Below are 20,307 nucleotides of genomic sequence, written 5' to 3' on the forward strand. Positions count from 1 at the left end.
AGGCCTACTTGCCTGCGCAGTTTATTGCCGTCGATATCTACACGAACAGTACACGTCATTTAACTCGCACACCTTGTAAAATCAGTGCAGAATGCATTTGTCGCCAAGTCTGGTGTGAAAAGTGTGGTGAGAAAAGTGCGGTGTGAAAAGCCTCTCGTAACAAGAATTGATTGAGAAAAGAGATTTACGACAATAAACGAAAACAATTGGTATAAATTAGACTAATAGCTGACTATTGAATAACGTCAATATGTAATACTTGCTTGATACATTTCAGCTAGTTACACGCTCTTTTGATCTAGGGGACTGCAACATCAATCGGATACAATTTGTACTTTTGTGCATCAGCATGCTGACGTGTTTTTCTTATAAAGTCACCGCTGACGTGCCTAAAAGTGAGAATGTGACAATCATCTACGCATCTGACATGCCGGTTATAGGCTTAAAACATGTCGGAGGTTATCCTGAGCTCTCTAGCGCACTGCAATTGTATCGCAATCAAAAAGATACCAGCACGTTTTTTTTATTCGGTGGCAACAGTCTGGCGCCTAGTCCGCTTTCATCCCTAGACCGCGGCACACATATCATTGATATTCTTAATAGCCTAGAGCCCGACGTCATGTCTGTCACTAAGCGTGAATTTAGCTATTTTGAAGACGAATTGTCATTACGCTCCTACGAAGCGGCTTTTCCACTGATATCCAGTAATGTTTATGACAAACGCAGTAAAGCCAATGTAGACGGACTACTCGATTACGTCATAGTCGAGCAAAAAGGGGTAAAGCTCGGCGTTATTTCTGTGCTAGATGATAGCGCTATCACTGACTATTTATTAAAGCAGATTGTCATTCGCGACCCACAGCAAATCATTACTGAAACATCCAGAACGTTGCGAGAAAAAGGCGCTGACATTGTCATCTTAATGTATTCCTACAGCTTTGCGTTTATAGATCAGCTATTGAACAAGCAGATTATCGACATATCAGTAACAACAACACCTGAGTCCACGATCATACCTGATGAAGTATTACCTCAACATCCTCACGCCGTTGTGTTGAATTACCTGAATCACTTAGCTGAAATAAACTTAAATGTGCATACCGGCAAGAAACCTAAGCTCGACATAAGCTGGGTTAGCAAAAACCTATCGGAATTTTCCAAAGAGCCCATAGTTGCTGGGCAAGTAAAGGGCTATACATCTCGCTTAAACCGCCTACTCGATCAACCCATCGCTAACGTTACACAAGCTTTTCAAACCAAAAGAAGCAGTGTACGCACCGAAGAGAATGCCTTTGCTAACGCCGTGGCTGATGCATTGAAATCATTCGCCAATGCCGATATGGCACTGCTTAACGGTGGCATCATTCGCGGAAATCGCTCATACACCAAAGGGCAACAACTCACACGCCGTGAAATCGCTGAAGAATTACCCTTTCGCAGCAAATTGGCTGTATTAACAGTGACGGGTTTGCAGTTAAGAGCTGCGATTGAAAATGGGTTAAGTGAGATTGAAAATGTTCGCGGCCGTTTTCCGCAGATTTCAGGTATTGAGGTTAAATACGATTCAAGTCAAAAAGCAGGGGAACGGGTTGTGTCTATCACGCTCGATGGTAGAGCAATTGTGCCAACCCGAGCCTACAAATTAGCCACCACAGACTACATGGCACAGGGCGGGGATGGCTATCAAGTACTCAGTGCTTGCCCTCAGATTACGCTGGGATATATGGAGCCGCCAATGGTGGTTGACGTATTTATGGAAAGCATGAGAAATAGCAAAGAGTTAGGACCAAATTTAGATGAGAGACTGGTAGATATTAATGAGTAAACAACTCCCAGCTATCAGCAAACCCGGTAAAACGTTAAAGGCGCGTATACCTCTTAGCAGCGTATTTGCAATAGCGTTTGTTAGTGTGTTCGCCATTTTTATCAGTGTGACTATATTAGCCCATTCACGCCTGAGTGATTTTCGTGAAATCCTCGATAACCTTGCGAATAAATCGTTGCCCAACGTAGTATTTTCAGAGCAAATAAACAACCATATCACTGCCCTTTCAGCCATCAGTGATGGCTTGAGTTATGCCAATTCTGAGGCGGCACTGCGTATCGCTGAACGGCATGTTAATGACAAGATGGAGCAGATTCGAACTGTTGCTGAGCGTCACGGAGGCACCCAATACCTTGATTTTCACTTGAATGCGATTGAAAGCGAAATTCTAGAGTTAAAAACCATCGCGCTACACAGAATCAAGCTTGCCAAGCAACTTGCTGTGCAGCAAAAAGCCTTGTATGCACTCAATAACAGAGTGGTTAAAATCACTACTGCCCCATCATTGTCGAAAAAGGATATTCAAGGTTTGCAAGATTGGCGTGCCTCATTGTATGAAGCTGTTGCCCTATCTAGTAATGCCGCCAACTTGACTCGGTTACAAGCTATCCGCCAATCGTCCTTTGCGGCTCAAACCATCACTGATACTTTGTATAAAAACGCTAATGCGTTGCCTATTTCCTTGCGCCCGAGATTAATTAAGATCGTCGATGAATTCACCCATATCGCCCTTCGTGATCAAGGAATATTTCCGTTACAAATTAACCTGTTGCGTATATCAGGCCGGGTGACCGGGCGCGGCAACTTTGTGCATAGTTTGATCACCGATTACGCACGTCTACTCAACTTTAAGTCTTATCAATTGAGTGATTCCCTTATCACTCAAACAAGCAGAACCTCTACCCGAATCAAAGAACAAATAGACAATGTGGGGCTGTACGTCATTGGCGCACTCATTTTGCTGTTAGTCATTGTATTCTTTATTCAAAATCGCGTGGTTAGACGCTTAGTTCAGCTTAATATGGTGGTTCAAGACAGGGCCAACGGTTTTAGCAATACTACGCATATCTCAGGCAATGATGAAATATCTGACATTGCCGATACCATCGACTATTTTGCCACGACCATCGAGCAGCAAAAGCTCGCCTTACAAGAACTATCACTGTTAGATGGATTAACGGGTATCCCCAATCGCAGAGCGTTAGATGAACGATTAGAGCGTGAGTTAAGGCTAGCGAACCGAGAAAAATGGTCCCTGTCGTTACTGATGATTGATGTGGATTATTTCAAACTTTACAATGACAATTATGGTCATGCCGCAGGCGACACAGCTCTGGTAGCGATTGCGCAATTGCTGGAAAGATTCGCCCAACGCAGTGGTGACTTTGCCGCCAGATACGGCGGTGAAGAATTCGTATTTATTTTGCCTAATACAGATAAAGATGGTGCGATAAGAGTTGCCACGGCGCTATTAGAAGCCGTGCGTGATGCAAACCTTGAGCATAAATACAGTCCCAAAGAAGAACATTTGACCATCAGTATCGGCGTGTCAACCTGTCAACCGCAAGATCCGAAAGACGCAGACTATGTTCAACGTTTAGCGGATCACGCACTTTATTCAGCCAAACAAAGTGGTCGCGACCGGATGGTGCATTATTCGGATATTATCACCTCGTAGTATCGCGCAAAAAAAACGTCGCAAATCATGCGACGTTATAAATTAGTGAGTATTCTTTTTTGCGACTTCCTGGGGAAATTGCTCATCGAACCACATTCGTATCATGTTTTTCTCATAACGTAAGTTCTCAGACGCAAAAAACGGATTGTGGCGATTTTGAAAAGACATGTCTTTTAAGTTTTGCTCACCTTGCTGAATTACAGCGCCATCGGCCCCAAGCAACTCAAAGCTAAACGCGATGCGCGGAATATCAATACTTTTAATCAGGCGCACATCGTTTGCCCCACTGCCCATACCCACAAACGAAGCGGGCCAAACCTGCCCTGCTAAATCTAAGTTCGTTACGTTCATCTTCAGGGTCTGGCCTTCAGGCAAGGTTTTAGCGAGCTCTGTAATATATTCGTCTAATTGTTTAAACGTGCGCTCTTTAAAGCGGGTACGCGACTCATTTGAAGGGCGCACATCTGTGTATTTCTCTGGGTCTTGCCACGTCACATCCACTTTGGCCTGGCTGTAGGCCTGCGCGGATAACATTAACGTAACGCCCGATAACAGGGCGACAGCTAGATTTTTCATATTCATTCACCTTTTTTTGTGCGAATTTAAGATGCGCTTGAGCCATATCGCATATCGCATTTGATCAAAGTCTACCGCAAACGCGCTGAATACGGCCTGAACACTATCTCACACCTTTATTTAACACCTTTAAGCGACTCAATCCGGCTACTCATGAGAGCGCTCTCTCTAATCTAAGCCTTTCAAAGTAACATGCATTAACAATAACATTAGGGCCAAAAGCGCTATTTCATCTTGGCTTATATTAAATAGACCGTATTGCGGCGAATAAATTCGCAGTACATCAGCCGCGTGCTATCAAAATATTTAGACTTCTGGCTATTGTCCCCATTGCTAGCTTCCAAAACAGATAGCACGACTTCAGCGACCAAATAGCGCTATTGCCTAACCACCGATCACGTATTAGTGCAGTAGCACGATTTTATAGCCGCTGGGTGATAACGTTGATGCTTGAAGGCTAACAATGTAATTAACGTCTTGATCAATCTCCAGCATTTCACTTCGTGCGAGTAATAACGGGCTATTATTCTCGTCGTTATGCACCATCACAATCTCGTACTGACCACTTTTTATAGTTAAGCGCGCAGAGTGTTCAAAGGCTAAATTTTGGGTGCGATATTTCGCCGTATTAATGGTTTCATTTTGGCGTACAAAGAAGACATCAAGGTCATCATAATCTGGGTTCACATTCACCACTTGGATGTCGTGTTCGACACTTTGCGGCAAGTTACTTTCTTCAAACGTAAGTGTGACTAACTGTTGCTCCTCATCTTGGTATATCACGATCGCATTGCTTCTGCCTTGGCTCAGGCTTAGCAAACGATTTGAGAATGCAAGATTATTATCGTCACTGACCTGACCCGACAATTGATAATCACCAAAAGCGATGCCTCGAAAATCACTCAAAGCATTGGCAGCCACAGACACTTGTTGCTGATTATCCTGGCCACCCATTACATCTACGATCACGTCTTTTTCTTCAAGACTATTGTAAATGCGATATTGCGCAGCCTCATCTGTTGAGGTGTATTTATTTACGGAAGAAGAGTTGATGACTAAGTCCATTTCAATATTATTCTTTATCGCTCCAGAGCTGGCACGAATGATCATTGTATATTCAGTGGCGTAACTAAATGCAATGGCTGAACTTTCAAACACAGGGGTATCTGCACCGGGCAGGGTTAAATACACCTGATATTCCCCCTGGCTAAACGAACTTGTGTCTTCGGTTTGCCATGAGTCAAATTGCTCAAGTTCGTCTGTTGACACGGTCGCCAACAAATGTGCATTCGCAAATGAGCTGCCATTCTCACCTAAGTACACATCATAGTCTTGGTCGCTCGTCAGCACTGATGTAGCAAATAATCGAAAACGTTTATCCAGTTCTGTACGCTCAATTTCATAGGTATTAAATATCGCCGTACTGTCTTTTGCGCTAAGCACCACCAGCATTTTATGACCCGTGCTCACTTTTACAGATAACTCTTCTAGGGTATGCGTAACACCATCATTGTCTTTTTCAGTAAAGGTCAAATCAACGTCATTATCTTCAAGTGTGAGTACACTAGTCGCATCACCGTATACGGCAGAGCCGGCGCTACTGCTCTCATCAATACTGAGAAAAACAGAGCCACTTCCCCCAGAGCCGTTGTAAAACTGCAAGTAAGGCTTGTCATATTTTTTGCTGTCTTCTTTATCATCAGAGCCCCCACATGCGCCGAGTTGCCAAGTGAGAATGAAGATGAATAAACCGCGTAAACCAGTACCTAACATGGTGCATTTCCTTGATGTTATGAGCCAATGTCGCCCGTCTTATTTCGGGCCTATCGTGTTGGCTTAATATCCTAATCACACTGCGTGAGGTGTCTCGATCTTAATTGCGAGGATTTGTGAATAATTGTAACCCTGTGGTGAGCTTTACCCGCGGGTTTGCTAGGATGCATCAATAGAAAAGTTCGCAGTTTTTATGAACTTTTGATAATTATCTTATGATCAACGTTGTTTCGAAGTGTGGGTGTGGTAAATGGGTACAAACAGTATAAAAAAGCTAGGCGCAAAGTGCATTTTGCTATGCTTTTTTACCCTCGCAAAATACGCGTACGCAGACTGCAACTCGGCCCAATGCATCGAAACTGAGAAATGGCGAGTGGGAATAGCCCTCGGCGCTGGCGCAAAGACCAATCCACTCGTTGGCGGCGATGCTATTCCTCTGGTGCTCATCCCCGATATAGCCTACTACGGTGATAACGTTTATTTGGATAACGCCGAAGTCGGCTATCAATGGATACAAACCCCGACTTTTGCGCTAGACACCTTTTTCAGCGTTAACACCGAAAAAGCCTTTTTCACCTTTTGGCACCCAAGCAATGTACTTGGCGCTTCTGGTCATTTTTTGAGTAACGCTATTGGGCCAACAAATGCGTCACCTTTTGATGATCGCCAAGTCTCAGTCGACGAAGTAAAAAGTCGAAAATGGGCGATAGATGCAGGCGTACGCTGGCATAAACGCAGCGCCCACTCCCAGTGGCGCATCGCGGTCAAAACAGATGCCTCAAACGTGCATCACGGGCATCAATTTGAAATTAGCTACCAACACCATTGGTCGCTAAACGAGTGGCAAGTTAGCTTAGCGCCAACTGTGATTTGGAAGAGCAGCAAATTAGTTGATTACTATTACGGTGTGGATCAGCAAGATAACGTGCTCCGTGATCTTTATTACGACGCTTCAGCGGGTTGGCAACCCAGCTTAGCGCTCAGCGCCAACAAGAAGATAAACCAACAATGGCAATGGCTTATCCGAACCAGTGTGACTTGGCTTCATTCTGGGATGACTAACAGCCCACTGGTAGATAAAAAATACACAAGTACGGTATTTATTGGTCTTGGGTACGTATTCAGATGACGCAGATAGTTTCAACTCATTCGTTGGAGCACGCATAATTTGAGAGTGCTGTTAGCCTGTTTAAGCATAGTTTTAGGGGACAAAGTACACGCTGTAGAGCATGACGTTAACTGGCAAATTCAGCCGATAGTGTGCGTCACTCAGCGCGTTGGCACACAGTGCCAGTTTACGCTCTCAGTTCAGGTACAAAACGAACACCAGCAGGAATACTGTGTGTATGTGGTTAAACTGTCACCACAACGGCTATTTTGCTCCAGCGAAACGGTTGTGCAAAAAGACTTAACCCTGACCATAGACGACAACACACGTTTATTATTAAAAGACGCATTGGGTGGAACCCTTCTTCAACAACCGTTAGGGGTGAAGTCGACCCGGCGCAGTACCCGTTTTCGGGTCAACAATCCTTGGAGCCTTTTCTAATGCCGCACATATTACTTGTTGAGGATGACGCGCGACTCAGCCAGCTTGTGAGTGAATACTTGAACCAACATGATTTCACCGTGACCAGTTTAAGTGACGGCACGGGTTTGCTTGATGAGATTAAACAACATTCGCCAGATTTGGTTGTGCTTGACGTTATGCTACCGGGGGATAACGGCTTTACGTTGTGCAAAAAAATTCGCCCTGAATATCAAGGACCGCTGTTGTTTATGACGGCAAAAAATAGCGATTTTGATCATGTACTCGGCCTTGAGATTGGCGCAGATGATTACGTTATGAAACCGGTCGAACCCCGGGTGCTGTTAGCGCGTATTCAAGCGCTGCTGAGACGAAGTAATACTATTAAAGCCCCAATTGAGAGAGCGACCCAACTGCGTTTTGGTCAGCTAACGCTTGATTATCTAGCACGCAAGGTGACCCTTAAAAACGAAGATGTGCCCCTAACCAGCCATGAATTCGATATGCTCTGGAAGTTAGCCGCAAATGCGTCCCAGCTAGTGGATCGCAATACGCTATACCGCGAGCTTATCGGCAGAGAATATGATGGTTTAGACCGCTCAGCGGATGTGCGCATTTCGCGTCTGCGTAAAAAACTGCAGGATGACCCTCGTCATCCCTATCGTATTAAAACCATCTGGGGAAAAGGGTTTTATTTCGTCGCTGACGCGTGGGAATAATCTTTCAGTATGGCTAGATTGTTTATCAGTTTGTACCTTTTTATTGTGTTAGCCATGATTGGCCTAAGTGCAGGGTTAGAACGCCTTTTCAGCCATCCCCCCCAAGGCCCAACAGGCCATGTTACGACGATAATGACCTTGTTGGACGCCGCCAAAAACAATCATGACAACTTACTTGCGTTGGCCCAAAGTACCGCTCTGCCCCACACAGTTGTGCCCTACAACAGTATTGGTTGGAGCGCACAAAGCGCGGCTCAGCTCAAAAATAATAAAAGCGTTTTATTGTACGACGAGCAAATGGGTGAACAGCTGTATATCGCCCTTAATGAAAACGACTTGTTAGAGCTCAATATCACACGCCCGCAAACCAACAGCCAAACGCTCATGGTGTACAGCGGCATATTCTTCGTGTGTTTAGGGGCGTTAATCGCTCTTTGGCTATGGCCATTGTGGCGTGATTTAAGTGCCCTAAAACGCAGCGTGAGTCATGTTCAAGACGATGGCAGCCTAGTGGATAACCACATTGCTAGCACATCACACATCGCCCCCATTGCCCAAGCGCTTAACAACATGAGCCTAAAGGTAAAGAGTTTGCTGCAATCGCAACGAGAGCTATCTGGGGCTGTGGCTCATGAGTTTCGCACGCCGCTAGCGCGTTTAAAATTCGCGCTTGAAGCACAACCCGCGAGCAATTCTGAAAAATGGAACGCCATGTCTCTGGATGTGGAAGAGCTGGAAAGACTCGTGCAAGAGATGCTTGATTACGCCGGTAGTGATGTGCTTATTCCTGAGCTTAACTTAGCTGAAATCCCGTTGAAGGAGCTTGTAGAGCAAGTGGTAGCCCATCTGCAAACCCTGCATTTGAAAGATCATCAGGTATGTATTTCTGGGGAGAACATACTGCTACTCGCAGATGATCATTTCGTACAAAGGGCGCTAGAAAACCTACTGGTGAATGCCAGTCGATATGCAAAGTCGCGCATCTCAATCAATATCACCCAAGACCAAGACCATGTTTTGCTCAGCATAGAAGACGACGGACCTGGTATTCCAAAAGACGTCCAAGAAAAGATATTTGATGCATTTTATCGCCCAGATGAAGCGCGCACGCGTGCGTCGGGCGGTGCGGGACTGGGCTTAGCCATTGTACGGCGTATTCAGCAGTGGCACCAAGGGGACTGCCAAGTACACGATTCAGCGCTGGGCGGCGCTGCATTTGTATTGCGCTACCCCCGCCACGACCGCCAATCATCAACGCCCTAACACGACCTTACGTTTCTCTATTATCAGCAGCACAACATCCTGATCTGTATCAACCTTTAACATAATCGATAACGCAAACTAGCGTAATGACAGCAAAAAAATGCTAATATGCGCCGCGATTATGTGCCTTAAGCATCTCGGTTCAGTCAAGGAGCAGCAATGAGTGACCGCATTCCCGTAAAAGATATTTCCCCGGTTCAGGTGCATCGCCCTGACAAAAGCAAACACAATGATCAGTACACACCTCGCAATCGAATCTATGTGAGAGCGGTTAAAGGTGCCCTAGAAAACTTCAGGCGCTTCTTTGGTTTAGTGTTTCTATCTATTTTTGCCATTCTGCCGTGGTTGCAATTTGAAGGTAGCCAAGCCATTTTGCTTGATATCGGCGCTCAGCGTTTTCAAATATTTGGCTTAACCCTATGGCCACAAGACTTAACGCTGCTAGCCTGGATATTCATTGTTGCCGCATTCGCCTTGTTTTTCGTTACGACGTTTGCTGGTCGTGTATGGTGTGGTTTTATGTGCCCGCAAACCACATGGACCTTCATCTATATTTGGTTTGAAGAGAAAATTGAAGGCAGTCGTAACAAGCGCATCAAATTAGATGAGCGCAAAATGGACACAGACAAGTTTATCCGCAAAACCTTGAAACACATTGCTTGGGTGAGTGTTGCGCTGCTTACATCCCTCACTTTCGTTGGCTATTTTACGCCTATCGACGCCTTATTCGTCGACTTCTTTACTTTTTCCTCAAGTTTTTGGGCAACCGTATGTGTGCTATTTTTCGCAGTTTGTACCTATGGTAACGCCGCATACATGCGTGAAATCATGTGTACCCACATTTGCCCTTACGCACGTTTTCAAAGCGCCATGTTCGACAAAGACACCTTCACAGTGGCTTATGATGCACAGCGCGGGGAACAACGCGGCCCACGTTCGCGCAAGGCCACTCGTGAGCAAAATGCTGCCAAAGGCTTAGGTGACTGTGTTGATTGTAACTTGTGTGTGCAAGTGTGCCCCACAGGTATCGATATCCGTAACGGTCTGCAATACGAGTGCATCAACTGTGGCGCCTGTGTTGACGCTTGTAACGGTGTAATGGACAAAATGAATTACCCGAAAGGGCTTATCAGTTTTACGTCTGAAACTCAGTTAGCGGGCGGTCAAACTAAAATATTTCGCCCGAAACTCATGGGTTATGCCGTTGTATTAGTCTTAATGAGTGCCCTGCTGGTCTTTGAACTGTTAAGCCGAGTACCATTGGAAGTCGACATTATTCGAGATCGTAACGCCCTTTATCGTGAAACCAACGACGGCCTAATAGAAAACGTATACACCCTTAAAATACTCAATAAATCACAGCATACTCAACATTTTAATATTGCAGTGAATGGTCTTGAAGGCCACAGATATATAGGGGAACAAAGTGTCACGGTAATGGGCGGTGAGGTATATAACCTGCCAATCAGTATTGCAATCGACCCGTACCAATTAGAAGATCCTGTGACGGCCTTTAGCTTTACCATTCGTGCTCAAGAAGACGAGGACGCCGTTATCGAGCAAACCTCTAAGTTCTTGTATCGTTGATGAGTACATTTAATTTTAGCGAGCTAACGCCAGACCTCATCTTAGATGCCATCGAATCTGAAGGCGTATTAGTGGAATCCGGTTTGCTCGCTCTCAACAGCTATGAAAATCGCGTTTATCAGTTTGTTGGCCAAGATAGTAAGCGTTATGTGGCAAAGTTTTATCGGCCCCAGCGCTGGAGTGAAGCACAACTAAACGAAGAGCACAGCTTTTCGTTAGAACTCGCTGAACATGAAGTGCCTGTCGTCGCGCCCCTCGTGATCAACGGCAAGAGCCTACACTTATACCAAGACTATCATTTTGCACTTTTCCCCTCCGTCGGTGGGCGTCAGTTTGAAGTTGATAATTTGGATCAGCTTGAGTGGATGGGCCGTTTTATTGGGCGTATTCACCAAGTGGCTAAATCACGTTTATTCACCCACAGACCAACCATTAATATTGACGATTATTTGGTGAAGTCAGTGGCTGAGTTACAAAATAGTCAGCTTATTCCATCAAGCTTACACGAAGCGTTTTTCACTATTTTAGAGCAAGTGGTCGCGCTGACTAGTGAGCGTTACCACACAAGCGACATGATGCGTTTACATGGTGATTGTCATCCAGGTAATATCTTGTGGCGCGATGGACCTACCTTTGTGGATTTAGACGATTGCCGTAATGGCCCAGCCGTACAAGATTTGTGGATGATGCTATCAGGCGATCGTCAAGCTCAATCGCTTCAGTTAAGCACCATAGTCGAGGCCTACGATGAGTTTTGTGAGTTTAACCCCAGACAGTTAAGCCTAATTGAACCTCTACGTGCTATGCGTATGGTGCATTACATGGCGTGGTTGCATAGACGTTGGCAAGACCCTGCGTTTCCTCAGGCGTTTGCTTGGTTCGCTGAGCCTAAGTATTGGGAACAACAAATACTCGCGCTTAAAGAGCAGTTCTCCGCTTTGCAGGAAACTGAACTTCGTATTTAAGCTTATTCAGATTCTGTTAATCGCCAGCGCAATAAGATAAATTTCATATAACTGCTTACAAAGTGCAGTCGGCATTTTATGTTAGCTATGCTAATCTGCCCCGAGTTATTTTTACTAAAGAGATGAATTAACAATGAAAAAAATCATACTTGCTTTTTTTATTGCGGTATTAGTGCCGCTTCAAGCATGCGCCCAAGAAACGTGGAAAGAAGGTGAGCATTACACCATCATCAACGAAACCGCCACTGACAAACCTGTCATCAATGAATTCTTCTCTTACTGGTGTCCACATTGTTTTCAGTTCGAACCCATCGCTAAAAAGATCCAAGAGAAAATGGGTGACGATGTAAAATTCGAAAAAGTACACGTGAACTTCATGGGCTTTACCAGCGGTGAAACCCAAGACGATGCCAGTCGTGCCCTTATGGTTGCTCGCGCATTGAAGAAAGAAGATTCTCTAAGTACCGCTATTTTCCGTTACATTCATGTACAGAAATCACCTATCACCAACATCAAAGATTTAAAAAATATCTTTATGGTAAACGGTGTAGAAGAAGCGGATTTCGATAAGCTTGTGAGTAGCTTTGGCGTCAACAGCATGTTGAAAAAGAACAATAAGCTCGTTCAGGAATACCGCAGTCACCTGCGTGGGGTACCTAACTTCATCGTTAACGGCAAATACCAAGCTAAGTTTACCCGTGATATGAACAACGACGACATTGTTAATTTGATTGTGTGGTTGTCGAAACAAAAATAATTCTCACGACATAATCTTGTCAGCGCATGCTGACTAAAAAGCCCCAAAAGCACTTGCTGTTTTAGGGGCTTTTTTTATGGCCATTTATTAACGTGAATTCTCATTTCAAACCGGTAAATTAAAACACCTTACACATTGCTATGCTTGACGTTGAGCGGTATTTCCCTTTTAAAAAAGGGTGACAGAGAACCTCATTGTGTCAATATAATACTACTTGTGCGCTTTGAAATTCGCTGTGCGATATTCACTATGTATCGGTCAGTACTTTACAAACCCTGATTAGGTTAGGTTGAATTATTCATTCCACTGAAAGCCGAAGGTAAGCCATTTATGCCTGAGTATGCGTCAGATAACGTTCTACCCTCTCGTTGGTATCGTGCTGTCGCGTTTGTCGCGTTATGGTTAATTGTTTGGCTGTTAGCACAATTGATGGAATACACCGCCCACGCAAGTGTGTGGTTTCCCGTGTCAGGCTTAACCTACGCAGCTCTATTAATTATCGGTATCAGGGCAATTATACCGCTTATGCTGTGCGCAGTGATAGTGACCATACTGACTTGCATCCAGTATTCCCTCCCGCTAAATCCCCCCCAGATGATACAAGCGGGTCTTTTGTTCGGTTTGGCCCATATTTTACCTTACTGGTTGAGTGCATATCTATTTGCTTGGGTAGCCCGTCAAGACAAACTCAGTACACCTGGGCTGATTATCCTGTATATCATTCACACCGGCGTAGGGTCACTTGTTACGACTATGTTGGTGATCTTCAGCTTGATTTACAGCAATATGATGACTGCGTCTGAAATAGGCCAAGCATGGTTACCCTTTTGGATCGGTGATTATGTGGGTGTGTTGGTATTAGCGCCGCTTTTTGGTGCTTTACTTAGTCGATATTTCTCACATGAGCGCTTTGATCTCGAACAATATCTAAGCCCGAATCAAACCACAACCAGCTCCGAGTACCCGCATAAAATTATCGTCGTCACCTTACTCGTCATACTAACCACTATACTCAATCAGTACTCAGGTCAACAAGCGAGTGCCTTTGCTATTTTCCTGCTCGTGCTGCCGCATATGTGGATAGCATGCACGGAAAGCGCACTGTTCAACCTACTCAGCTTAACTTACAGCTGCATTATCATCGCGCTATTCGTCAACATTTTTGGATTAAATGAATTCGCCTTAATTTATCAATTTGCCATTGTGATCGTTGCTTCCAATGCCCTATTCGGTATTGCTGTCCCCGCATTGATGGCACACAACGAAAAACTGCAAGCTATCGTCACCACTGATGCACTGACCCAAGCTGCGTCGCGTCAACATTTTATGCAACAAGCTGAACGAGCAGTAAATCGCAGCCAAAATGACGAGGTGCCGTTGTCACTTATCATGTTTGACATGGATAACTTCAAAAAAGTAAATGACACCTTTGGCCATAGTGCTGGCGATAAGGCCTTGCAGAGGGTTTGCCGGGCGGCGCAACTGTCCCTGCGCCCCACAGACTTACTAGGGCGTTTCGGCGGCGATGAGTTCGTGGCGCTACTGCCAGATTCAACCATTAACGATGCTCAGCAAGTAGCACAGCGGATTTTGAGCAATGTTAACGCCGCCGAAGTCGCTCCTGGTCAGCCGATAGAATGTAGTTTTGGTGTGGCACAGCTTAAGCGTAATCAGAACTTCACAGAGCTATTTAACGTAGCCGATAGCGCGTTGTATAAAGCCAAACAAAGAGGTCGAAATACAGTCGTTAATGAAGATGGAGTGGAACTTAAATCTGCCATTTGATAGGCGTACGTCCGCTGTCGAGCAAGATTTGATTGGTTTGAGCGAAATGCCCACATTCGAAAAAGCCACGATAAGCAGATAATGGGGATGGGTGCGCAGCGGTTAAAATATGGTGCTTTGAGGCATCAATAAGCCCTGCCTTTTTCTGGGCATGACTGCCCCACAACAGAAATACCACGTCTTGAGCATGCTCATTGATAAGTGCAATCACTTTGTCGGTGAATCTCTCCCAGCCAATCTTGGCATGCGAATGGGCTTTACCTTGCTCAACGGTGAGCACTGTATTAAGCAAAAATACACCTTGCTCAGCCCAAGATTGCAAACAGCCATGCTCAGGCACCACAAAATCAGGAAAATCGTGCTGCAGTGCTTTGTACATGTTTTTCAAAGAAGGGGGTGTTTTCACGCCTTTTTGTACTGAAAAGCTCAAACCATGGGCCTGATTAGGCCCGTGGTAAGGGTCTTGCCCAAGAATAACCACTTTGATTTGATTAAACTCGGTGCAACTAAAGGCATTAAATACGTCTTTAGCGGCGGGATAAACCACTTTACCGTTCGCTCGTTCGCTAGCAATAAAGTTCATCATGTCGGTGAAGTAAGCTTGCTGCTTTTCTTCACCGAGTAGCGTGTGCCATGTTGCGGCTTGCGTCATTTACCCTGCCTTATAGCGTTATAAAACCGCTTAGCCTAGTAGGCTAAACAAGTGCTTTTTCAACACGTCATAATCGCTTGGTAAATCCACAGCAAAGCTTTCTTTGGTAGAACAGTCAACCAAAGGTTGAGGTAAACTAATCGGTTGCCCCAATACGTTTTCGACCGTTTCGCGGAACTTAGCAGGGTGCGCCGTACCAAGGAATATCCCTGTATCGCCTTCATCCATATGGCGAAGCAGTGCTTTGTAAGCAATCGCCGCGTGAGGCTCTGTCACATAGCCTAACTGGGCAAGTTGACGCATAGCCACTTGGGTATAGTCTTCGTCAACCATGTCACCTGACAGTATTTCACGTGACAAATAACCTTGCTCGATGATGGCTTCAATACGCGGCCAGTTATTTGGTTGGCTAACATCCATCGCGTTAGACATAGTCGCCACGGTACTTTTAGGATCCCACTCACCGGTTTTCAAATAACGCGGCACGGTATCATTCAAGTTAGTAGCAGCCACAAAGTGCTTAACAGGCAAGCCCATGGTTTTCGCAATCATGCCGGCGGTCAAGTTACCGAAGTTGCCACTAGGTACTGAGATAACCAAATCATCACGCTGCTCTTTGCTTAGCTGAGAAACGGCTTCAAAGTAGTAACAAACCTGCGCGACTAAACGGCTAATGTTAATGGAGTTAGCTGAGTTAAGGTGCAAACCTTCACGCACTTCAACATCATCAAACGCACTTTTTACCATTTGCTGACATGCATCAAAGTCATCTTCAATCGAGACAGTGTGAATGTTGTCACCTAAGGTGGTGAATAGCTTCTCTTGCAGTGGGCTAATTTTGCCTTTCGGGAATAAGATAACCACATTGATGTTATCTAAACCATGGAATGCATGAGCAACGGCAGCGCCAGTATCACCAGAGGTAGCAGTCAAAATGGTGATTTTTTCGCCAGCGGCAATTTCGGTTAAACATTGAGCCATAAAGCGGCCGCCGAAATCTTTAAACGCCAGTGTCGGACCGTGGAATAACTCAAGGCTGTAAATATTATCTGTTACTTTTGCCAATGGCGCGTCAAATGCGAAAGCGCGCTCAACGATGCCCTGTAAACGATCTCTAGGGATTTCATCACCAATCAGCTGGCTTAAAATTTCAACCGAGCGTTCAACAAATGGCATATCAAGAATGGCATCGATATCATCAAATTTTGGCAAACTAGTAGGGAAATATAACCCTTGGTTTTTGCCTAACCCTTTTTTAACCGCTTGTGCAAAGCTAACTTTGTCCGAAGGGTCTTTTAAATTAACTAGTTCCACGTTTCTTACCTTATGTGCTTATTCAACTAAGCGTATTTTAATATTATGCTAGGCGCTGATGTCTTTTGCCACAGCACCTTGTTCATCAAGCTGACACACATGGCTAAAGCCGGTGTCATTTTGGATATAATTCTCTTGCAACCACGAACTGATGGTTTGCGCCTGTTCAAGGTTGTCGCACACGGCAAATACGGTCGGCCCAGATCCTGAAATACCAAACGCCATAGCGCCATTTTGCATCGCAAACTCACGTGACTCATCAAAGTGCGGCAATAAAGATTTGCGATAAGGTTCTGCGATAACATCCGTCATCATACTCACCGCGAGCTTCTCGTCTTGGCGATAAAGCGCATCCACAAAAACAGCCAACTGACGGCCAAATTTCAACGTATTTGGCATAGACACCTGCTTCGGCAAAATATCTCTTGCCGCTGCGGTTGATACCGTAATACCTGAATAACACGCCACCCAATACCAATGTTTGAACGTTGGCAATTGTAAGGCAAGCGTATCGGCTTGTTCTGCCATTAAGGTCAAGCCACCTAAGTAACAGGGTGCGACATTATCATAATGTACACTGCCACTGATCTGACCTTCCAATTCGCCCATAATAAGCAGCAATTCATGTTGGTTAAATGGCACCTCGCCCAATAACTGGCCGTAAAATTCATTTAAACCATGCAGTGCGGCCACAACCGATGCCGCACTTGACCCTAAACCACTGCCAATAGGCAAATGTTTATGTAAGGTCATTTTGACTGGCGGCAGCTCGACGCCCTTTTCGCTCATCACTTTTACAAAGTGTTGATAGCAACGGGTCACTATGTTGGTGTCAGGATCCGCTGGTAATTTATGAGCAAAAGCACCTTCTACCGCAAGGCTAAACTCGTCAGCCAATTCAAGGTCAACCTCATCCCCAAGCACTGTGCCGTCAACGGGCTTCAACGCAGCGCCTAGCAAATCAAAGCCTAAGCTAACATTACCTGTTGAAGCTGGGGCAAAAGCGCGCAGCGTTTTACCCATCATGTCATTTAATTCGCTCATTACACGTCTTGCTTCCATGGCATGGTTCTAAGTACATCAGCAAAAACACCTGCAGCTGTTACCGCAGCGCCCGCCCCATAACCACGTATTACGTAAGGAATAGGCTGATAATAATTACTGTGGATCGCCAACGCATTTTCGCCTTCTTTGATCACAAACAGAGGGTGATCCTCACCCACCGCCTGTATCGAGACTACGCATTTACCTTTGCTGATAGAGCCTACGTAACGCAGTACTTTGCCTTCTTCTTTGGCCGCGTTAACTTTATCTGTGTACAGGGCATCTAGCTCAGGTAGCTTTGCCATGAACTCGTCGATGCTACCGCTATCGTCAAAGTGCGATGGCAACACAGGCTCAATTTGAATGTCTTCAAGTTCAAGCTTTAAGTCAGCCTCGCGAGCCATAATTAATAGTTTACGGGCCACATCCGTGCCGCTTAAATCATCACGCGGGTCTGGCTCAGTAAAGCCGTTCTTTTTAGCAATTTCAGTGGCTTGAGAAAGCGTTAGACCTTCATCTAACTTACCAAATACAAATGACAATGAACCTGACAAAATGCCTTCAAAGCGCTGAAGTTCATCCCCGGCGTAAATCAGTTTTTGCAAGTTATCGATTACCGGTAAGCCCGCGCCTACTGTGGTTTCATACAAGAACTGGCGATTAGTATTTTGCGCTGTTTCACGCAATTGCTGGTAATATGCGTAAGACGCAGTATTGGCTTTCTTGTTAGGCGTAACGACATGGAAGCCGCTATTCATTAACTCAACGTACAGCTCAGCAATCACTGTGCTGCTAGTGCAGTCAATCACCACCGGGTTTACCAAGCTGTTGCGCATCACAAAGTTTTGCAAAGCATCAACAGAAAGCGACTGCTCGCTAGCATTTAGCTGGCTTGTCCAATCGGCGCTTAAGTCCACTCCGCCCGCTTCTAATAAAAGTTTGCGGCTGTTGGCGATACCGTAAATTTTCAAGCTTATGCCACGTTCAAGTAGCACCGCTTGCTGGCGAGCAATTTGCCCTAACAATTCTTTGCCGACCGTACCACAGCCCACTAAGAACACATCAATCGCGTGTAAATTTGAAAAGAAATTCTGGTGAACCACTTTCACTGCTTTTCTCGCTTTGCTGCTTTCAATTACCGTTGAAATTGAACGCTCAGACGAGCCCTGAGCAATCGCCACGTTGTTTACCCGCGCTTGTGCTAATGAGCTAAAGAACTTAGCCGCCAAGCCTTGTGAATGGCGCATACCGTCACCGACCAAGGTCACAATCGCTAAATCATGACGTACTTCAATCGGGTCGAGTAAGTTATTCGCTAACTCTAATGCAAACGAGTCTTCTAACAAGTCTTGAGCACGGGTGGCATCTTTACTATGAATACAAAAACTGATGCTGTACTCAGAAGAAGATTGCGTAATAAGGCTGATCGAGATATTCGCATTCGACATCACTTCAAATACACGGCTGGCCATACCAACCATGCCTTTCATACCTGGGCCCGCCACATTAAACATGGTCATGTCATCCAGATGCGAAATACCTTTAACGCTCGTCCACTTGGTGCTCTTTTCGTTGCTGATAAGCGTGCCAGGAGCCGCTGGGTTAAGCGTATTACGAATAAGGCAGGGAATGTGGTGCTGTGCAATCGGCCCGATGGTTTTCGGGTGAAGTACTTTCGCCCCGAAATAAGAAAGCTCCATGGCTTCTTGATAAGTCAGTTTATCGAGCAATACCGCACCATCAACCTGGTTAGGATCGGCATTATAAACGCCATCAACGTCTGTCCAAATTTCACAACATTCGGCATCGATACACGCAGCTAAAATAGCGGCTGAATAATCAGAGCCATTGCGCCCTAGCGTGACTTTCTCGCCTTCGGCATTTACGGCCACAAAGCCTGGCATAATAAGCACTACGTCGCCTGAGCTATCAACGTCACTAAAACGTGCTTTGCTCACGGCCACATCGGCGATGCTATCGAGGTAATCGCCTTCTGCTAAAATTAATTCAGCTGGGTCGATAATTTGGTTTTTGGTGCCAAGGGTGGTCAGTATCTGACTGAAGATATTAACGCTCATGTACTCGCCAATGCTCAAAATCTTAGCGACCACAGATTCAGGCGCGCAGCGTAATAGCGCAAAACCTTCAAGGTGTTGATTCAACTCATTCAAAATGCGTTGAATGTAAGGGGCAAGTTCACTGTCATCGAATTCAGGTAGGGTATCTTTTAAATCATCTAAAATACCGAAAAGCACCATGTTCAGCTTAGCGAACAACTCGCCGTAATCTTTACCACTACCCGCTTCTTCACATAACAGAGATAGCGCATTGGTTACGCCTTTAGGGGCTGATAACACAACAGCTGCGCCGTTGCTTGCGTGGGTATCCAAACAGATATCTTTAACCCGTAAATAACGCTCTGCATCAGCTAATGACGAACCGCCAAACTTCAACACCTTCATTTATTTTGCTCCTCTGGTGGTTGTTTACGCAGGGCTTTCACCGCGTCGAAACAACCATTAATTAACTTTTTGCTGCGCTAAATAACAAAAAAGCCCGCTATATTTGCGGGCTTTATGTCTGTTTTATGTGCACAAGCCAGCGATCACCTCAAAGAGGTAATAATCATAATCATGCCGATGGTGCTTGTTATTATTTTCGAATCTACGTTCATGGAGCTCAATTTGCCGTATAGACGTCTATATGTCAACCGTCTAGACGTCTTGTTTTGATATTTTTTATCCACAGATTAGATCTAAAGAAATAACGGAAGATTTAGTTGTTACTTAATAAAATCATACACTTAATGATTAATTGGGGCTAATAAGCGTGTGAAAGCGT

16 protein-coding genes are annotated in these 20,307 nt (G+C 45.1%); 10 read left to right on the forward strand and 6 right to left on the reverse strand.

The window, feature by feature from the left end; genetic code table 11:
- Positions 1-349: 349 nt before the first annotated feature.
- Together PATL_RS18275 and PATL_RS18280 are read left to right on the forward strand one after the other, a co-directional pair.
- The gene (locus PATL_RS18275) at positions 350-1,825 is read left to right on the forward strand and encodes a bifunctional metallophosphatase/5'-nucleotidase (RefSeq protein ID WP_011576293.1); all 1,476 of its coding nucleotides are present in this window, start codon (positions 350-352) and stop codon (positions 1,823-1,825) included.
- Positions 1,818-3,503, forward strand: coding sequence for a sensor domain-containing diguanylate cyclase (locus PATL_RS18280; RefSeq protein ID WP_011576294.1), 1,686 nt, complete (start codon positions 1,818-1,820; stop codon positions 3,501-3,503). The genes PATL_RS18275 and PATL_RS18280 overlap by 8 nt, the downstream gene beginning before the upstream one ends.
- 42 nt (positions 3,504-3,545) lie before the next feature.
- Here the strand turns inward: PATL_RS18280 and PATL_RS18285 are convergent, their stop codons facing one another.
- Together PATL_RS18285 and PATL_RS18290 are read right to left on the reverse strand one after the other, a co-directional pair.
- On the reverse strand, positions 3,546-4,079 hold the full coding sequence (locus PATL_RS18285) for a DUF3016 domain-containing protein (protein WP_011576295.1): 534 nt from the start codon (positions 4,077-4,079) through the stop codon (positions 3,546-3,548).
- Between the two features lie 402 nt (positions 4,080-4,481).
- Positions 4,482-5,852, reverse strand: a complete 1,371-nt coding sequence (locus PATL_RS18290; protein WP_011576296.1) for a hypothetical protein — start codon at positions 5,850-5,852, stop codon at positions 4,482-4,484.
- 250 nt (positions 5,853-6,102) lie between these two features.
- Here PATL_RS18290 and PATL_RS18295 point away from each other — a divergent pair, with 250 nt between their 5' ends.
- The 8 genes from PATL_RS18295 (at position 6,103) to PATL_RS18330 (ending at position 14,456) form a co-directional block, all read left to right on the forward strand.
- Complete coding sequence (locus PATL_RS18295; RefSeq protein WP_011576297.1) at positions 6,103-6,981, forward strand: MipA/OmpV family protein; 879 nt, start codon at positions 6,103-6,105, stop codon at positions 6,979-6,981.
- A 45-nt stretch (positions 6,982-7,026) separates the two neighbouring features.
- Positions 7,027-7,401, forward strand: coding sequence for a DUF3019 domain-containing protein (locus PATL_RS18300; RefSeq protein WP_232283342.1), 375 nt, complete (start codon positions 7,027-7,029; stop codon positions 7,399-7,401).
- Entirely contained in the window at positions 7,401-8,099 is a 699-nt protein-coding gene (locus PATL_RS18305; protein ID WP_011576299.1) for a response regulator, read from the forward strand. Before PATL_RS18300 ends, PATL_RS18305 begins: the two co-directional genes overlap by 1 nt.
- Positions 8,100-8,108: 9 nt before the next feature.
- Complete coding sequence (locus tag PATL_RS18310) at positions 8,109-9,362, forward strand: ATP-binding protein (protein ID WP_011576300.1); 1,254 nt, start codon at positions 8,109-8,111, stop codon at positions 9,360-9,362.
- A gap of 159 nt (positions 9,363-9,521) precedes the next feature.
- On the forward strand, positions 9,522-10,949 hold the full coding sequence (gene ccoG, locus PATL_RS18315) for a cytochrome c oxidase accessory protein CcoG (RefSeq protein ID WP_011576301.1): 1,428 nt from the start codon (positions 9,522-9,524) through the stop codon (positions 10,947-10,949).
- Positions 10,949-11,914 carry a serine/threonine protein kinase gene (locus PATL_RS18320; RefSeq protein WP_011576302.1) on the forward strand — a complete coding sequence of 322 codons (966 nt, stop codon included), beginning with the start codon at positions 10,949-10,951 and terminating at the stop codon, positions 11,912-11,914. Before ccoG ends, PATL_RS18320 begins: the two co-directional genes overlap by 1 nt.
- Positions 11,915-12,047: 133 nt before the next feature.
- Positions 12,048-12,671, forward strand: a complete 624-nt coding sequence (locus PATL_RS18325; RefSeq protein WP_006994201.1) for a thiol:disulfide interchange protein DsbA/DsbL — start codon at positions 12,048-12,050, stop codon at positions 12,669-12,671.
- 330 nt (positions 12,672-13,001) lie between these two features.
- Positions 13,002-14,456 carry a sensor domain-containing diguanylate cyclase gene (locus PATL_RS18330; protein WP_011576303.1) on the forward strand — a complete coding sequence of 485 codons (1,455 nt, stop codon included), beginning with the start codon at positions 13,002-13,004 and terminating at the stop codon, positions 14,454-14,456.
- Here PATL_RS18330 and ung read toward each other — a convergent pair.
- Genes ung through thrA form a run of 4 tightly spaced genes read right to left on the reverse strand, consistent with a single transcriptional unit; the run spans position 14,440 to position 19,928 of the window.
- Positions 14,440-15,108 (reverse strand): uracil-DNA glycosylase, encoded by a 669-nt coding sequence (ung, locus tag PATL_RS18335; protein ID WP_011576304.1) that lies wholly within the window; start codon positions 15,106-15,108, stop codon positions 14,440-14,442. The genes PATL_RS18330 and ung overlap by 17 nt on opposite strands.
- Before the next feature lie 30 nt (positions 15,109-15,138).
- Entirely contained in the window at positions 15,139-16,422 is a 1,284-nt protein-coding gene (gene thrC / locus PATL_RS18340) for a threonine synthase (RefSeq protein WP_011576305.1), read from the reverse strand.
- Positions 16,423-16,470: 48 nt separating this feature from the next.
- Positions 16,471-17,466 (reverse strand): homoserine kinase, encoded by a 996-nt coding sequence (gene thrB / locus PATL_RS18345; protein WP_011576306.1) that lies wholly within the window; start codon positions 17,464-17,466, stop codon positions 16,471-16,473.
- Positions 17,466-19,928 carry a bifunctional aspartate kinase/homoserine dehydrogenase I gene (gene thrA / locus PATL_RS18350; protein ID WP_011576307.1) on the reverse strand — a complete coding sequence of 821 codons (2,463 nt, stop codon included), beginning with the start codon at positions 19,926-19,928 and terminating at the stop codon, positions 17,466-17,468. Before thrA ends, thrB begins: the two co-directional genes overlap by 1 nt.
- Positions 19,929-20,307 lie beyond the last annotated feature (379 nt).

Origin of the sequence: Paraglaciecola sp. T6c (assembly GCF_000014225.1) — a bacterium.
GTDB classification, from domain to species: Bacteria; Pseudomonadota; Gammaproteobacteria; order Enterobacterales; family Alteromonadaceae; genus Paraglaciecola; species Paraglaciecola atlantica_A.

Excerpts from the sequence above, each read along its gene's own strand:
- PATL_RS18275 (WP_011576293.1), top strand. The coding sequence starts at position 350 with ATGCTGACGTGTTTTTCTTATAAAGTCACCGCTGACGTGCCTAAAAGT.
- PATL_RS18280 (WP_011576294.1), top strand. The coding sequence starts at position 1,818 with ATGAGTAAACAACTCCCAGCTATCAGCAAACCCGGTAAAACGTTAAAG.
- PATL_RS18285 (WP_011576295.1), bottom strand. The coding sequence starts at position 4,079 with ATGAAAAATCTAGCTGTCGCCCTGTTATCGGGCGTTACGTTAATGTTA.
- PATL_RS18290 (WP_011576296.1), bottom strand. The coding sequence starts at position 5,852 with ATGTTAGGTACTGGTTTACGCGGTTTATTCATCTTCATTCTCACTTGG.
- PATL_RS18295 (WP_011576297.1), top strand. The coding sequence starts at position 6,103 with ATGGGTACAAACAGTATAAAAAAGCTAGGCGCAAAGTGCATTTTGCTA.
- PATL_RS18305 (WP_011576299.1), top strand. The coding sequence starts at position 7,401 with ATGCCGCACATATTACTTGTTGAGGATGACGCGCGACTCAGCCAGCTT.
- PATL_RS18310 (WP_011576300.1), top strand. The coding sequence starts at position 8,109 with ATGGCTAGATTGTTTATCAGTTTGTACCTTTTTATTGTGTTAGCCATG.
- ccoG (WP_011576301.1), top strand. The coding sequence starts at position 9,522 with ATGAGTGACCGCATTCCCGTAAAAGATATTTCCCCGGTTCAGGTGCAT.
- PATL_RS18320 (WP_011576302.1), top strand. The coding sequence starts at position 10,949 with ATGAGTACATTTAATTTTAGCGAGCTAACGCCAGACCTCATCTTAGAT.
- PATL_RS18325 (WP_006994201.1), top strand. The coding sequence starts at position 12,048 with ATGAAAAAAATCATACTTGCTTTTTTTATTGCGGTATTAGTGCCGCTT.
- PATL_RS18330 (WP_011576303.1), top strand. The coding sequence starts at position 13,002 with ATGCCTGAGTATGCGTCAGATAACGTTCTACCCTCTCGTTGGTATCGT.
- ung (WP_011576304.1), bottom strand. The coding sequence starts at position 15,108 with ATGACGCAAGCCGCAACATGGCACACGCTACTCGGTGAAGAAAAGCAG.
- thrB (WP_011576306.1), bottom strand. The coding sequence starts at position 17,466 with ATGAGCGAATTAAATGACATGATGGGTAAAACGCTGCGCGCTTTTGCC.
- thrA (WP_011576307.1), bottom strand. The coding sequence starts at position 19,928 with ATGAAGGTGTTGAAGTTTGGCGGTTCGTCATTAGCTGATGCAGAGCGT.